Below are 15,618 nucleotides of genomic sequence, written 5' to 3' on the forward strand. Positions count from 1 at the left end.
GTGGGGGGGGCCCCCCCGCCGCGCCTCCCGAGGGTCGAGGCCGATGCGCTCGTAGACCCTCGCGTGGATCAGCCGGGTGGTCGCGTAGTAGGAGACCAGACCCAGTACGAGCCGAGAGTAGGCCCGGTCCACGGGGCCGCGCCGCACCCAGTCGCGGTGGAACTCCTCGCGGGCGTAGCGGATGTGGCGTGCCTCCTCGATCACGTGGATGCGGGAGGTGGCGCGCACGACCGGCTCGATCCTCTCGTCGTCGATCATCTCCCGCTGGAGCTGGTCGAGGATCTCCTCCACGAAGAGCGCACCGGCGAAGATCAGCGGCCCGTGCGCGATCGCCTTGAAGAGGTTGCCCAGCACGTGCGCGACCGGGTCCAGTCGGTACGCGTGGGACCCCAGTCTCTCGATGGCCTTCGCGAACATGACCGTGTGGCGGCACTCGTCGGCGATCTCGGTGTAGGCGTACTGGACGTGGAGGCTCGTGGGGTCGTTGTGGTAGGCGTGCCGGACCAGCATCTGCATGAGGATCGTCTCGAACCAGATGCCCGTGGCCATGGTGCTGGCCATCTCCAGTCGGGAGAGCTCCCGGCGCTCGTCCTCGCTGAGGCGGTCCCACAGGTGGGTGCCGTAGAGGGAGACCCGCTCGGGGCGCATCCCCCACAGGTCCTCCAGGGGAGCCGCCCAGTCGATCTCCACGAGGGGGTCGAAGGAGGCCTTGGCGGAGCCGCGCAGGAGGCGCTTGGCGATGTCCTCGCGGTCGGTGAGTCTCGGTGTCGGCGCGTTTCCCACGGACATGGGTCCCTCCAAGGGGTTCCGTGCCGGAGGCGCGCCGAACGGGCGGTTCGAGTGGTGTGACCCCGTTCACTCCGATCACCTAGAACGTTACAATCTCCGTTGTCATCGTTCAACGGCGCCGGGGAGCGGATTTACTGATGAGTACGGCACTCCAGGGTCTCTAGGCTGGGTTCCATGGCCGAATACCGTATTGACGAACTCGCCCGGCTCGCCGACACGACGGTGCGCAACGTCCGGGTGTACCAGGACCGAGGTCTCCTCGCCCCGCCCCGGCGCCAGGGCCGCGTGGGCATCTACTCCGAGGCGCACCTCGCGCGTCTGCGGCTGATCGGCCAGCTCCTCCGCCGCGGTTACACCTTCGCCAACATCGGTGAGATGTTCCAGGTGTGGGAGCGCGGCGGCGACCTGTCCGAGATCCTCGGCTTCGAGTCCGCCGTCGGTGACGCCTGGAGCGACGAGATCGCCGACTACATCGGCATGGGCGACCTCAAGGACCTGTTCGGCAAGGGGGTGACGCCCAAGACCATAAAGCGCGCCCTCGACCTCGGTGTGCTGGAGCGCGACGGTCTGCGCTTCCGGGTCCCGAGCCCGCGCCTGCTGCACGCCGGCGTCGAGCTGGTCAAGCTGGGGATGAGCGTGGGGGCGGTGCTGGACATCGCGGAGAACCTGCGGGACAGGATCGGTGACGTCTCCGAACACATGGTCCGCCAGGTCTCCGACCACATCCTCGCTGAGCACGCCCCGGGCACCGTGATCCAGAGCGAGGACGTCGCGAAGATCGCCGAGCTCATCCGCCAGGTGCGCCCCCTCGCACAGCAGGCGGTGGACGCGGTCCTGGCCCAGGAGATGGCCCACCACCTCACCAACGTCATGGGCGACCACTTCGCCGTCGCCATGGAGCACCTCCGGAGCGAGGACCAGGCGACCCAGGACACCGACGGTCCCCACGGCCCCTGACCGGCACAGGGCCGACCCACTCCCGCCGGACCCGCTCTCCGGCCCCCTCGGACCCCGGACCCCCGTCGCCCCGACAGCCGAGGCCCCCACCCCCACCCCAGCGTCCTCCCGCACCTCGTGCGCACCGGGCCCCCACCCTCCCGGACCCCACCCTCCCGGACCCCACTATCCCCCTCCACACGGACCACGGGCCCGGACACCGGAGCAGGTGTCCGGGCCCGTTCGTGCACGGGGCCGGTCCGTCAGTCGTTGACCTTCGCGGTTTCGGGGGCCGGGGCGGTCGTGCCGTCGACCACGGTCAGGGGAAGCGAGGTCGTGAAGCGCAGTTCGGCGAAGGCGCCGCTCGGGACCGCCGGCTCCTTCGGGAAGACCGGACGAACGCTCCGGTACCCCTCGCCCGACGCCGGACGGGCGTCCTCCTCGCCCTTGTTCGGCCACATCGACATCGCCCGCTCGGCCTGGGCGGTGATGGTCAGGGACGGGTTCACACCCAGGTTCGCGGTGACCGCGGAACCGTCCACCACGTGCAGGCCGGGGTGCCCGTAGAGCCGGTGGTAGGGGTCGATCACCCCGGTCTCGGGGCTGTCGCCGATCGGACAGCCGCCCAGGAAGTGGGCGGTCATCGGGATGTTGAAGATGTCGCCGACCGTGCCGCCCGGGTGGCCGTCGATCCGGTCGGCCAGCCGGGTGGCCACCTCCTGGCCCGCGGGGATCCAGGTCGGGTTGGGCTCGCCGTGGCCCTGCCGGGAGGTGAGCTTCTTCCTGCCCAGCAACCCCCGCCGGACCGAGGTGGTCAGCGAGTTGTCGAGGGACTGCATGACCAGGCCGATGATGATCCGCTCGGACCAGCGCCGGTTGGAGAAACTGCGCAGGAACACGGTCGGGTGGCGCGCGGCCAGGCCGAGGAAGCGCAGCCAGCGCGGGATGGAGCCGCCGCCCGGAACCTGGATCGCGGTGAGCAGGCCCATCGCGTTGGAGCCCTTGCCGTAGCGGACGGGCTCGATGTGGGTGTTCGCGTCGGGGTGGATCGAGGAGGTGATCGCCACGCCGTGGGTGAGGTCCTCCGGCGGCGGCACCCGCTTGCTCATGGCGCCCACCAGCGCTTCGGAGTTGGTCCGGGTCAGGGTGCCCAGCTTCTCGGACAGCCGGGGGAGGAGTCCGTCGGAGCGCATCCGGTGCAGGAGGGACTGGGTGTTGTAGGTCCCGGCCGCGACCACGACCTGGCGGGCGGTGAAGGTGCGGGCGTTGGAGCGGCGCCGGGGCGCGTCGGTCCGCAGGGTGTCCACCGCGTAGCCGCCGCCCTGGGACTCGGGGCGCTCGCGCAGCCGTTCGACGGTGGTCAGCGGGTGGATCTCGGCGCCGCCGCGCTCCGCGAAGTGGAGGTAGTTCTCGGTGAGGGTGTTCTTGGCGCCGTGGCGGCAGCCGGTCATGCACTCACCGCACTCCGTGCAGGCCCGGCGGTCGGGGCCCGCACCACCGAAGTAGGGGTCGCCGACGGACGCGCCGGGGGCCGCCTTGGCGCCGTCACCGTCCTTCCCGTCGCCGAAGCACACGCCGACCGGGGTGAGGCGGAAGGTGTCACCGACTCCCATCTCGTCGGCGACCGCCTTGAGGTGCACGTCAGACGGGGTGACGGTGGGGTTGGTGCGGACGCCGAGCATGCGGCGGGCCTGGTCGTAGAAGGGCGCCAGCTCCGACTTCCAGTCGGTGATGTGGCGCCACTGCGGGTCCTCGAAGAAGGCGTCCATCGGGTGGTACAGCGTGTTCGCGTAGTTGAGCGAACCGCCGCCGACTCCCGCTCCGGCCAGGATCATCACGTCCCGCAGGAGGTGGATGCGCTGGATTCCGTACAGGCCGGCTCCCGGGGCCCAGAGGAAGTTCCGTACATCCCAGGATGATGACGGCAGGGTCTCGGGTGTGAATCGTCGGCCCGCTTCCAGGACGCCGACGCGGTAACCCTTCTCGGTGAGGCGTAGGGCGCTGACCGATCCTCCGAAACCGGAGCCGATCACCACCACGTCGTAGTCGAAGGGGCCCTGGGTGCGGTGCGGTGCTTCGGCGGGGTCTTCCGTGCGCTGAGGGGACATGTCTCGGGTCTCTCTCCAGGTCGGATGCGGGGCCCGTAGTGCGCCGGATACGAGTCCGCAACGATGAATGCGCCAACTAGAAATGTGACATTCGATATTGTAATGTTCGTCACTACCGCCGAGTAAGGTGTGTTCCATATAACACACGAGGCGTGCTTCGGCGCAAGTATCGCTCCCCTCGCCGCTCCCCCCGGCGGCGGATCACTGGAGGTTCACATGCCCAAGGCCCCCGAAGAGGTGCCCGAGGCGCCACAGCAGCACGAAGGCAGTGGTGGAACGCGCTGGCGCAGGTTCGCCCTCGTTGCGGTGCCGGGGTTCCTGGCGGCCGGCGTCCTCGGCGCGATGACCACCCAGGGCCTCCTCGCCGCCTCCTTCGCGGTCTCCGGGGACAGCTTCAAGATGTCCGCGGACTCGCTCGCCGGAACCGGGTTCAGCCAGTACGGCGACGTCGCCAACTCGGTGGACGGCTCCGCCCGCGCCGTCGGCCTGTCCACCGTGAACAGCGCCGAGCTGGAGAACCTGTGCATGTCCTCCCTGTGGGACCTGCCCATCGGTGAGGCCACCCTCGTCATCAACGCCGGGGCCAGCAACCCGGTCGAGGGCACCAACCTCGTCATCGACATCGAACAGCTCCAGGGCAACGCCGAGTTCAGCGCCATCGAGATCGGCCGGGACGCCAGCACCCTGGACAAGGCGGAGGGCGGCCAGGGGCCCACCGGTGGATTCGGTCTCCAGGCCGACACCATCACCGTCTCGGAGATGGAGATGACCACGTGGGCCGTGAGCTCGGGCTCGCTGCGCCTCACCGGGCTGAACCTGGCGATCAAGCCCGGCAACCACGAGTGCTTCTGAGCCATGGCGTACGCACTGACGCCGATCCGCTCAGCGTGGGGATGGTTCCGTGACTGGCGACGGAGCCGCCCGTTCTGGGGCGGCTTCCTGCTTGTCGCCGCCGGGGTCGAGCTACTGGTCGCACCGGCCGCGCAGAGCCTGGTCCTGCCGATCGACCTGGTCATCTACGCGGGCATCGCCGGGGTCTACGGACCCCTCATCGCGTTCCTGCTGATCTCGCTCGGCGTGCTCAGCTGGCTCCAGCCCGCGCAGCACGTGTTCTTCGGCCTGGTCGGGCTCATGCTCGCGCTCGTGTCGTTCCCGACCTCCAACTTCGGCGGGTTCGTGATCGGCATGCTGCTCGGCATCGTCGGCGGATCCCTGGTGTTCGCGTGGTCGCCCGAGGTGCGACGCCGTCCCCGCCGACGCCGGGGTGCCCGGCCGCCCGCCTCCGAGGAGACCGGGGCCGACACCGGGAAGGCCGAGGAGGCCGGTCCCGAGGACACCGGGACGGGAACCGACACCGACACTGACAACGGGACCGCGGGCACCCGGGACCGCACCGAGGGGCCCGGCGGGGACGACACGCTGACCGAAACCGTCGACCGGGCCGAACCGCGCGATCACCCGCGCTACCTGGCCGCCGTCGCCCTGCCCCTCGCCGCCGCCGTCACGATCGCCTCGGCGCCCGCCCCCACCCTCGGCTGGCCCTGGGACTGGCTTCTCCCCGGCGACGACAAGGAGCAGACCGAGGAACAGCCGTCCGAGGAACCCTCGGACGAGCCCACCGAGCGGCCCGGCGGCACCGACCCCGAGGACGACCCCGCGGAGGACCCGGCCGACGAGGACACCGAGACCGACGAGCCCGAGGACGGCACCGACGAGGAGGAAGAGGAGACCGACCCGGAGGAGGGCGACGCCGAGGACTGCGAGCTGCGCGTCGGCGAGGCGGCCCTCATCGAGGACGAGGAGGACCTCCTCGCGGCGGTCCTGGCCTGCCAGGCCGCCCAGGACGAGGGACAGTACCCGGAGGTCCTGGTCGACTCCGACTACGACTGCTTCCGGGGCTCGGTCCGGGACTCCGGTCTCACCGCCGACAGCCTCGCCATGTACGGCGCCCGCTACCGGGGCGTCGTGGAGTGCCCCACCGAGGACGGGCCCCAGCGCTACATCCGCCTCACCATGAGCAGTGGCGACGTCCGGGGCGGTGAGCTGTGGTTCGACGACCTCGGCACCCGCCGGAGCCTCGGGCTGCCCACCATGAACATGACCGGGGACGTGGAGATGCACGTGACCCGCATGCACGTCCGGCTGCTCGGAATCCCGCTGACCTTCACACCGGACTTCCCGCCGCCGCTCCTGCTCCCGATCATGTACCTCACGGACGTGGACGTGGACAACCCGATCGCCTACACCGACACGATGACCATCCCCGACCTGAACGGCCAGTACGGCGGGTAGCCGTCCCCGGCCGGGACGCGGGGGGCCGGCAGCGCCCTGACGGGGACGCCGCGACCGCGGCGTCCCCGTTCCCGTGCGCCCCGAAGGGGCGGGCACCCGCTCGGGGTGCCCGCCCGCTCAGCGCCTCAGCGGCGACGGCTCAGCCGACCAGCCCCCGGTTCACCAGTTCTCCGAGATCAGACGGCTGGGCTGGCCCACGTGCGACACGTAGAGGGCGTCCCGGGCCCGGGTACAGGCCACGAACAACAGCGTGCGCTCCTGCTGGCGGGCGTGCTCCAGGGCCACCTGGTCGCCGTCGGCCGCCTCCAGCGCGGCCTTGGGCGGAAGCAGGTGGTCACTCACCCCGACCAGCGCGACACAGCGGAACTCCTGGCCCTTCATCCCGTGCATCGTGCCGACCCGGACCGCAGAGGTGTCGGCGGCTCCCTCCAACGGGGTGGTCCGCACGCCACGGGCCTCCAGTTCCTTGGTCACACCGCGCACGACCCACTGGTTGCGCCCGGCCACGGCGATCTCGGACGGGTTCACCCCGGCCTCCAGCCACACCCGCACCCACTCACCCAGGGCGTCGAGCTCCTCGGTGCGGTTCTCGCAGCCGCGCACCACCGGGGCGGGGCCGCGCAGCAGCGAACGGTAACCGGCCAGGGTGTCGGCGTCGTCGTCCATCCCCAGGGCCGACCGTCGGCCCAGGATCGGCATGCTCCAGTCCAGGATCTCCTGGGTCACCCGGTAGCTGACCCGCAGCCGGTGGCCCCGGCCGCGCACGTTGATCCCCAACGAGGCCAGCGACACCCGGTTGTCGGACACCCGCTGGTTCGGGTCGCCCACGATGAACAGGTCGTCGGGGCCCTCCGGGACCGCGGCCCGCAGCATCCGCCACTGCGCGGGGTGCAGGTCCTGGGACTCGTCGACCACCACGTGCCGGTACAGCGGACCGGAGCGGCCGACCAGACGGGCGGCCTCGCCGGCCAGCTGCGGGAAGGACCACAGGCCCTCCACGCGCATCGCGCCCACGTAGCGCCGGACCGTCTCCCACACCTGCCGCCGGTGCTCGGGCGCCAGGTGCTGGACCCGGCCGCTGCGCTCGCAGCGGATGTAGTCGGGGAGCAGCTCGAGGCCCTTGGCCAGGATCACCTGCTCCCACTCGTCCACGAGGAAGCGCCCGGAGAAGGGGAGGCCGTCGGCGAGCGCGACCGCGCGCCAGCGCTGGGCCAGCTCGTCCCGGCTCGCCATGCGCGGGGCCACGCTGGTGTGCGACTGGACGATCGACCGGGCCAGGCTGTCGATGGTGGCCACCCTGACCCGGGAACGTGTGCCCGGATCGGGCAGCAGCTGGTCGAGTCGCTCGGACAGGGACTGGGCCAGGGCTCGGTTGTGGGAGGTGAGCAGGACCGACTCGCGCTGGTCCTCGGGGTGGGCGGCGGCGTCCAGTTCGGCCAGGTACGCGGCTCGGTAGAGGGCCATGACGGTCTTGCCGGTCCCGGGGCCGCCGGTGACCTGCGCCGATCCCCTGAAGTGCGCCTCGGTGACCCGGTGCTGGTCCGGGTGCAGGGTGATCCGCCAATGGGAGAACGGTGAGCCGAGGGCCCCGGCGAGCTCGGGCGGGCCGACGGGAGTGGGGTCGACGCCCTCGGCCCCGACCTCGGTGAGGGTGGCGGTGGCGTGCGGGCGCAGGCTCCGGGCGTAGCGCAGGGCCTCGTCGCGCGGGCGCACGGTGAGCAGCCGGTAGGGGGTGTCGTCGGTGTCGACGCCGGCGCTGGCGTCCTCGGCCGGTTCGGTCCCGGCGTCGGGGTCGGGGACGATGACGCCGGACCAGTCGGGGGCGATGCTGACGACCCGGACCCGGGGGTCGGCGGCGCCCGGGACGGACTCCGTTCCCGGGTGGTCACCGGCCTGGTAGGCGCGCATCACGGCCAGGGTGTCGAGCTGGATCTCGGGCGTGAGGCGGCTGAAGTCGCTGAGAAACGTCGGGGCGATCGCAAGGGCGGACACGTGGTGGATTCCTCCGGTCTTCGACCTGGTGGTGGCTCTGCTGGACGGTCGGAGCGGATGGTGTCGTTCGAGGAAGCCGGCGGGCTTCGCTCTCACCTGAGACATGCTCGCGGCGGAATTTGGGCAAACGCCGCCTGAGGGCGGATTCACGGCCGTTTTCCGGGAAGCTTCCTTTGTCTCGTATGTGCAGGTCAGTTGCGTGTTTACGTAAGGGAGTTCGATGGGTTTCCAGGACCTCTGAGTGGCCGTCGAAGTGGTCTCGACTGACCTGCGGTTCCTCGGTGGTCCGTGATGTCCGAAAGTGGGGTTGTGTATTGGTCCGAAACCCGTGAATCGAGTGCGGGCTTCGCTGTTCCCCCTGGGGAGGGTTGGCGGGATGGGAGTGGTCGGATGCGCGAGAACAGGGTGACCGAAAACCGGAATGGGCCAGAGATGGGAAGGACCCGTCAAACATGAGAGGTCACCGGCTTCGGGCTCACACTCTGGCCGGTACCGGACACTCTCTGTGCGGGGGGCCGTGCGGTGCGAGATCGTGTACGGACCCGGGGCGCACAACGCGTGGTTCAGGACTCTGCCGGGGTCCGTCCTACCCCGGCAGAGTCCTCAACCACCCGGAGGGCGAGGTCGTCGGTCCGCGCAGCGTGTGCGGCCGCCGACCGCTCCGGTGAGCGGGGACCCCAACCACCCTAGAGAAGCGGTACCCCGTCCCCGGTCTCCCCAAAGCCCTGGCAGCGCCGAAAGCCGGACTCCCGCGAAGGGCTCGGGCTTCGCGGCGACCTCCTCGACGACGGGACTCCGTGTTCTCGCCGGTTCCACGCGGCACCTCCCTCCAAGGACGGCCCGGTCGACACTCCGGGACCTCGAACTCCGAGAAGCATCCTGCCGTCCGGGTGTGACATTCGGACTCCCGACGTGTGGCCACCAAGGCCCCCGAGCGCCGCGGTCACCACCGTCCACTGAGGCGCGGAGCCCGGCGCATGCTCTAACGTTGGTGGTGACAAACCGGGCGGAAGGAGCGGGACGAGCACGTGGCCCCCAACGACAAGAACCACCTGCGTATCTCGGACACCGAACGCGACCAGGTCGCCGAGATCCTGCGCGAGGCCGCGGGCGAGGGACGGCTGGGCCTCGACGAGCTGGACGAACGCCTCGACGCCGTCTACGCCGCCAAGACCTACGCCGACATCCAGCCGATCGTGGCGGACCTGCCCGCCGGGGCCGGCGGCTTCGGCGGGCCCCCGCCCCCCGNCCCCGGCGCGCTCGCACCCCAGGTCCCCAGCCCGCCCTCCTCGGGAGGTCAGACGCTGTACCTCACGGGCCAGGGCGACTCCGTCGTGCGCAAGAAGGAGTGGACCGTTCCGCAACGGGTCGAGGTGAACGTGCGGTTCGGCGAGGCCAAACTCGACTTCCGTGAGGCCCGCCTGACCGCCCCCGTCACGGAGATCTGGCTGGACGTCTCCTGGGGCTCCGGGGACCTGATCATCCCCGAGGGCGCCACGGCCGAGGTCAACCTCGAGACCTCGTGGTTCGGCAGCCAGCGTTCGGACGTCGACTCCATCGCCCGCCACGACGCCCCGCACTTCGTCATCACCGGTAAGAACCAGGGCGGCAGCCTCAAGGTGCGTCACAAGAGGTCAGGCGGCTGGACCGACATCTTCGGGTGACCCGGGAACCCGAGACCCGGGCCGCCCGCCCCCGTCGTGCGCCATGATGGTGTGGCCGCGCGGCAGGGGCCGTGCGGAGAGCGGGAGGACACGGGGCTGTGGGCATCTGGATCGCGGCGAGCCTGGCGGGCCTGTGCGCCCTCGCACTGGCACCCTTCGCCTGGACCTACCTGGCGAGCGCGCGCCGACGGCGCACCGTCGACTCCGTGCCGCACCGGCCCGTCGCGGTGGTGCTCGGCGCCGCGGCCTGGTCCGACGGACCCTCCCCGCTGCTCGCCCGCCGCCTGGACCTCGCCGTCCGACTGGTGGAGGCCGGGAAGGTCGACCGCGTCATCGTCTCCGGAGACAACCGCGAGGTCTCCCGCCGCGAGACCGACACCATGACCGACTACCTCGTGGCCCACGGGGTCCCCGCCGACCTGGTGACGGCCGACCCGTTCGGCTACCGCACCTGGGACACCTGCGTGCGGATGCGCGGGCTCTACGGCGTGGACGCCGCGACCATGGTCACGCAGTCCTTCCACCTCCCGCGCACCGTCTCCCTGGCACGCGCCGCCGGGATCGACGCCGTGGGGGTGGGCGACCCCAGCCTCGGGGCGCGCCGCCGGTCCACGCTCATCGGCTACGCGCGGGAGGTCGGCGCCGCCGGGAAGGCCCTGAAGGACGCCCTGCTGCGCCCCGACCCCCTCCGGGGCGAACTCACCGACTCCGACCCCCAGGCCCCCCGCACACCCGGCGAGGAGTTCCCCGGCAGCCGGTGAGAAGCACGACGCCGGGCGCCGATTCGCGCGCGGCCGTCAAGCCGGGATAATCGGCACATGAACGCGACCTCCGGAAACGAACCACACGACAACACGGCGGACACGGACTGGACCGCCCTGGTCCCCGAGGGCGGTGAGCGCGTCCCCGAGCTGCTCGAACAGGTCGCGGCCAGCGACAGCGCCCTGTCCGACCTCCACGACCTCATCCACTTCCCCGCCCCCGGCCACCGGGCCGCCCCCAAGGTCGTGGACCGTCTGGTCGACATCGCGACCGCGGAGGAGACCCCGCCCACCGACCGGTGGCGCCCCCTGAGCCTCCTCCTCGAACTCGTCAGCGCCCACGCCGAGGACCGCTTCCCCCAGCACCGCGACCTCGACCAGTGGCGCGACGAGGTGGCCTGGGCCGTCTCCAACGACGCCGCGAAGGTCCGCGAGCAGTACCGCGCCTGGATGGAGGAGGCTCCGGACGAGCAGCACTTCCACCGGATGCGCAACCGCCTGGCCGTGATGGAGGCCGACGACGGCGCCGAGCTGCTCCAGGCCGAGCTGGACACCTACGACGCCGTCCTGGCCCGCGTCCCCGACCTGGTCACCCTCCTCCAGGGCGGTGCCAACCGCGGCGGCCTCGACCGCGCGGGGGAGTGGGTCAGCTACCTGCTGGGCTTCCTCCCCGCCGACGCCGAGCGGATCTCCTCCGAGATCACGGGCGCCTCCCAGGTGCTCCTCGCCAAGGACCTGCGCTCCGCCCCCAAGGCCCCCACGTCGATGCGCGAGATCATGACGCAGGGTATGGACAGCGGCGAGCCGCTGCCCGCCGAGCTGTTCGCCCTCGGTCAGGTCGCGGATCCGCAGGACGTGGACACCACCATCGGCCTCACCCACCAGATGGCCGGCGGCAACCTGTACAACTCCTTCGCCGCCTCGGTGGCACTGGTGCTGATCCACGGGGAGAACACCCCCAGGGAGGGGCTGCGCCGGGTCGGTCGCGGCGGCGGCACCACCGTGGGCTACGAGGGCCTGTTCAACGAGTCGTGGCCGCACTGCGGACAGCGTTCCCCTCAGGTCCTGGGCTTCCTGGCGCTGGGGCGCGCCGGTGACCGCGCCCGCCGCCTGCGCCTGGACATCCTGTCCGGGCTGCTCAAGAGCGAGGAGGAGTCCCGCGCCCTGGTCACCGGCGCCGGTCTCGAGCTGGTCCTGGGTCCGCGCTCCAAGGGGTACACCGTCGAGGAGCACGCCCAGGCCGACTACGACGAGGAGACCCTGAAGGTCCTGTGGGCCATCGCGGAGCTGCCCGCCTCCGCGTGGGAGGACGAGGAGTTCACGGAGACCCTGCGCGCCTGGGCGCTGCCCGACAACGCCGAGGAGTACTGCGCCCTGGTCGGTGTGGAGCCCGAGCCCGAGGCGGAGGAGCCGCAGGAGGCCGCGCCGCAGCAGCAGCCCCAGGAGGCGCCCACCGGCCTGTTCGGCCGCCTCTTCGGCGGGGGCCGCTGAGCCCGACCCCGCCGAGCCGCGGCCGTCGAACCCGCTCCCGGACGCCGGGAGCGGGTTCGCCTGTCAGGGGGTGGACTCCACTGCGAGGGCGTCGTCCACACCGGTCTCGTAGTCGCCGAGGAAGCGGGGGTCGGGCCGCAGGACCACGGTGCCCAGTGCCGCCACCGCCGCCGCGACCTCGCGGGCCCAGCCGTAGACCGTGGCGACGGCGCGCTGGTCCATGCTGGCCCCGCCCACACCGACCGTGTCGATGCCCGCCGCCCGGCACAGGCGCACGGCGCGAGGCAGGTGGAACTCCTGGGTGACGACCGTGGCCTCCTCCACGCCGAAGACCTCCCTGGCGCGGGCGCAGGAGTCCCAGGTGGAGAAACCGGCGTGGTCGCCCACCACCCGGTCCTCCGGGACGCCGGCCGCCACGAGGTAGTCGCGCATCGTGTCGGTCTCGTTGTAGTGCTCGACCCCGTTGTCGCCGGTCACCAGGACCGCGCGGACGCTCCCGGCCTCGTAGAGTTCCGCCGCCAGGTCCAGCCGCTGGGCCAGCAGGTAGCTCGGCAGGCCGTCGGGACGGACTCCGGCGCCCAGGACGATGGCCACCGGTCGGTCGGGCACGGAGCTCACGGAGTGCCGCTGATCGCCGGTGGAGGCCAGCACCCACACGAACGGGACACACCCCAGCAGCACCAGGGACACGGCCAGCAGGGCCAGGCGGCGCCGGAGCCGCCTCCCGCTGTCGGGCTCGCTGTTCTCGGCGGGGCTGGGTGTCGCGGAGGTCGTCACATCAGGGGAGACGCACGGCGAACGAGCGGAGTTCCGGGACCGTGCCCCCGGAAACCCGCCTGTGCGGGACCGAACGCCCGGGCTAGAGTCGGCGCATGTCCCCACAGCCGCACGAACCCCACGACGAACTCCCTCCGAGACTGCGGGCCATCGCCGACCTCATGCCCGGATCCCTGCGCGAGGGCGCGGGGATGCACGAGTACGACGGCAGGGCCGCGGACCTCTCCCCGGACGGGGTGCGCGCCGCCCTCGCCGGGCTCGGAGGAGAGCCCCTGGGGGACCCGTACGATGAGGCCCACCTGACCGCCTTCGAGAACGGTCTCCGCTACGAACTGGGCGAACTGGAGACACACCGCACCAACCCGCTCCACCACGTGGGCGAGATGGACCTGTCCAGCTACGAACGCGCGTACGCCCCCGAGGCCGAACGCGCCGCCGCGCGGATCGAGCACCTGCGCCTCTGGCCGACCCTCGCCGACAACGCCGTGGCCGCCCTGGACCGGCTCAGCGCTCCCGTCGCCCGGTCCCTGCTCGGACCGGTCCGGGGTCTGGCCGAACTCCCCGACGGCCTCCCCGAGGACGTGCGCCGCGACGCCCTGGCCGCGCACGCCCGCCTGCTCGCCCACGTCGAGTACGCCGCAGAACACGGCCCCGAGAGCGCGTCGCTGGGAGCTGAGGCGCTGAGCCGCCTGATGGGCGTCGGAGAGGCCATGGAGGTCGACCTCGACTCCCTGGCCTCCCGGGCCGACGCCGAACGCGACCGTCTGCGTGCCGGACTCGCCGAGGCCGCCGCGCGGCTGGCCCCCGGCCGCGACCCGATGGAGTTCAGCCGGGAACTCACCGGCCAGCACCCCGACGCCGAGGGCGTCCTGGACGCCGCCCGCACGTGGTCCCGGATCTGCCTCGACTTCACCGAGGAACGCCAGCTGGCCCCCTTCAACGACGGTGAGTGCCGGATCGACGTGCCGCCGCCCGCGCTCCGCTGGTCCACCGCGATGATGGCCTGGTCCGGCCCGTGGGAGGCGGACAACCCGTCCTTCTACTACGTCACCCCGCCCGACCCGGAACTGTCGGAGCAGGAGGCCGCCGAGTGGCTGGAGCAGTTCAGCCACACCACCCTGCCCGCCGTGAGCGTCCACGAGGTCGCGCCCGGCCACTTCTCCCACGGCCGCGCCCTGCGCCGCGCACCGAGCCAGGTCCGCCGGGCCCTGCACTCCATGACCTTCGCCGAGGGCTGGGCCCACTACGCAGAGGAGATGTGTCTGGAGGAGGGGTTCGGCGCGTACGCGGCCGAGCGGCTCGGTGACCCCGGCTGGACCGCCGACCACTACGAGATCGGTGTGTGGCTGGAGGCGCTCATCCGTGTCACCCGGCTCTCCGTGGCCATCGGCATGCACACCGGAACGATGACCGTGGAGCAGGCGGCCGCGCGCTTCTCCGAGGACACCCCGTTGCAGGGACCCGCGGCGCTCTCCGAGGCCAGACGGGCCACCTTCGATCCCACGTACGGCCGCTACACCTGGGGCAAGCTGGAGATCATGGCGCTGCGAGAGCGAGCCAGGGAGCAGTGGGGGAGCGGGTTCTCGCTGCCCCGCTTCCACCGCGCGCTTCTCCAGCTGGGCTCGCCGCCCCTGGGCCTGATCGGCGCCGCACTGGACGACTGAAGCGGGCCCCGGCCCGTGGAACACCGCACCCGGTGCCCACGGGCCCGGTCGACCGTCGTGAAACCGCCCGCGTCGACGCTCGGTCCTTTCCCGCAAGCGCGGAGCGTACGGGCCACCGGGCGCCCGCGCCCTAGGCTCCGGGGGTCTCCTGGCCGGGCAGGCCCAGGTTCGCCAGGGCGGTCCGCACCCGGCCGCGAGCCTTCTCCAGGGACCTCGCGGCCGTGGTGGCGTCCACCTCGGCCAGCAACGACACCAGGGCCACCCGGGTGTCCCCCTCGGCCTCGGAGAGGGCCTCGGCACACGTCTCCTCGGCCAGACCGGTGGCCTCCACCAGGATGGTCACCACGCGTCCGCGCAGCTTGCCGTTGGTGGCGTCCACGCCCACCATCAGGTTCGAGTAGGTCCGCCCGATCCGCACCATCACGGCGGTCGAGAAGGCGTTCAGGAGCAGCTTCTGCGCGGTTCCCGCCTTCATCCGGGTCGAACCGGCGATCACCTCGGCACCGGTGGACACCCCCACGTGCACGTCGGCACCGGACGCCAGGGGGGCGTCCGGGTTCGCGCTGATCAGCACCGTGGCGGCCGACCTCTCACGGGCCGCCTCCAGGGCACCGCCCACGTACGGGGTGCGGCCGCTGGCGGCCAGACCCACCACGAGGGAACCCGGCGTCACGGCGGCGGCGTCGATCCGGCCGGACTCCCAGTCGTCCTCGATCCCCTCCACGGCGCGCACAAGGGCCTCGCCGCCGCCCGCGTGGTGGGCCACCACCCACTCCGGGGGGACACCATAGGTCGGCGGCAGCTCGGCGGCGTCCAGCGCCGCGATCCGCCCCGAGGTGCCCGCCCCGAAGTAGTGGATGCCCGCGCCGCGCTCCAGCGCCGCCACACCCAGCTCCACGGCCCGGGCCAGCTCCGGCAGCACCGCGGCCACCGCGGCGGCGACAGTGGTGTCCTCCGCGTTGATCTGCCGAAGCACGTCCAATGCGGGAAGCAGGTCGATGTCGTAGGTTCCCGAGTTGCGGGCCTCGGTGGGCGCCCGCACGATCACGGCCTCACCGTTGGGTGTCCGCCCGTCTGATCCCCCGGATTTCCCGGGGTCCTGCTCCGTGCCACCGTGCACTGCGCTCTCCTGTTCGGCCCGCAC

Annotated in this window: 12 protein-coding genes; 7 read left to right on the forward strand and 5 right to left on the reverse strand. The window is 71.9% G+C overall.

Annotated elements, in window-relative coordinates; translation table 11 throughout:
• Nucleotides 1-789 (reverse strand): AurF N-oxygenase family protein (locus D452_RS0108215; protein ID WP_017543675.1); only part of this gene is annotated, 789 nt, incomplete at its 3' end.
• Nucleotides 790-963: 174 nt separating this feature from the next.
• Here D452_RS0108215 and D452_RS0108220 point away from each other — a divergent pair.
• Nucleotides 964-1,746 carry a MerR family transcriptional regulator gene (locus D452_RS0108220; RefSeq protein ID WP_017543676.1) on the forward strand — a complete coding sequence of 261 codons (783 nt, stop codon included), beginning with the start codon at nucleotides 964-966 and terminating at the stop codon, nucleotides 1,744-1,746.
• Nucleotides 1,747-1,988: 242 nt separating this feature from the next.
• On the opposite strand, the gene D452_RS0108225 is transcribed toward D452_RS0108220, so the two are convergent.
• A complete protein-coding gene (locus D452_RS0108225) occupies nucleotides 1,989-3,833 on the reverse strand; it encodes a GMC oxidoreductase (protein WP_017543677.1) in 1,845 nt (614 codons plus the stop codon).
• A 216-nt stretch (nucleotides 3,834-4,049) separates the two neighbouring features.
• Here D452_RS0108225 and D452_RS0108230 point away from each other — a divergent pair, with 216 nt between their 5' ends.
• Together D452_RS0108230 and D452_RS0108235 are read left to right on the forward strand one after the other, a co-directional pair.
• On the forward strand, nucleotides 4,050-4,685 hold the full coding sequence (locus tag D452_RS0108230) for a DUF6230 family protein (RefSeq protein WP_026129085.1): 636 nt from the start codon (nucleotides 4,050-4,052) through the stop codon (nucleotides 4,683-4,685).
• Between the two features lie 3 nt (nucleotides 4,686-4,688).
• Nucleotides 4,689-6,125 (forward strand): DUF6114 domain-containing protein, encoded by a 1,437-nt coding sequence (locus D452_RS0108235; protein ID WP_017543679.1) that lies wholly within the window; start codon nucleotides 4,689-4,691, stop codon nucleotides 6,123-6,125.
• 159 nt (nucleotides 6,126-6,284) lie between these two features.
• Here the strand turns inward: D452_RS0108235 and D452_RS0108240 are convergent, their stop codons facing one another.
• Entirely contained in the window at nucleotides 6,285-8,117 is a 1,833-nt protein-coding gene (locus tag D452_RS0108240; protein WP_017543680.1) for a UvrD-helicase domain-containing protein, read from the reverse strand.
• A 1,028-nt stretch (nucleotides 8,118-9,145) separates the two neighbouring features.
• Between D452_RS0108240 and D452_RS0108245 the strand changes: the two genes are divergently transcribed.
• From D452_RS0108245 to D452_RS0108255, 3 genes are all read left to right on the forward strand, one after another.
• On the forward strand, nucleotides 9,146-9,781 hold the full coding sequence (locus tag D452_RS0108245) for a DUF1707 SHOCT-like domain-containing protein (RefSeq protein WP_017543681.1): 636 nt from the start codon (nucleotides 9,146-9,148) through the stop codon (nucleotides 9,779-9,781).
• Nucleotides 9,782-9,879: 98 nt separating this feature from the next.
• Nucleotides 9,880-10,542: a SanA/YdcF family protein gene (locus D452_RS0108250; RefSeq protein ID WP_017543682.1), complete on the forward strand. Its 663-nt coding sequence runs from the start codon at nucleotides 9,880-9,882 to the stop codon at nucleotides 10,540-10,542.
• Nucleotides 10,543-10,599: 57 nt separating this feature from the next.
• Nucleotides 10,600-12,033, forward strand: a complete 1,434-nt coding sequence (locus D452_RS0108255; protein WP_017543683.1) for a hypothetical protein — start codon at nucleotides 10,600-10,602, stop codon at nucleotides 12,031-12,033.
• 63 nt (nucleotides 12,034-12,096) lie between these two features.
• Here D452_RS0108255 and D452_RS0108260 read toward each other — a convergent pair whose 3' ends face one another.
• Nucleotides 12,097-12,810, reverse strand: coding sequence for a SanA/YdcF family protein (locus D452_RS0108260; RefSeq protein ID WP_017543684.1), 714 nt, complete (start codon nucleotides 12,808-12,810; stop codon nucleotides 12,097-12,099).
• Between the two features lie 95 nt (nucleotides 12,811-12,905).
• Here D452_RS0108260 and D452_RS0108265 point away from each other — a divergent pair, with 95 nt between their 5' ends.
• Nucleotides 12,906-14,474, forward strand: coding sequence for a DUF885 family protein (locus D452_RS0108265; RefSeq protein WP_017543685.1), 1,569 nt, complete (start codon nucleotides 12,906-12,908; stop codon nucleotides 14,472-14,474).
• A 130-nt stretch (nucleotides 14,475-14,604) separates the two neighbouring features.
• Here D452_RS0108265 and D452_RS0108270 read toward each other — a convergent pair whose 3' ends face one another.
• Nucleotides 14,605-15,618, reverse strand: coding sequence for an N-acetylmuramic acid 6-phosphate etherase (locus D452_RS0108270; RefSeq protein WP_026129086.1), 1,014 nt, complete (start codon nucleotides 15,616-15,618; stop codon nucleotides 14,605-14,607).

It is taken from the genome of Nocardiopsis prasina DSM 43845 (assembly GCF_000341265.1).
GTDB classification, from domain to species: domain Bacteria; phylum Actinomycetota; class Actinomycetes; order Streptosporangiales; family Streptosporangiaceae; genus Nocardiopsis; species Nocardiopsis prasina.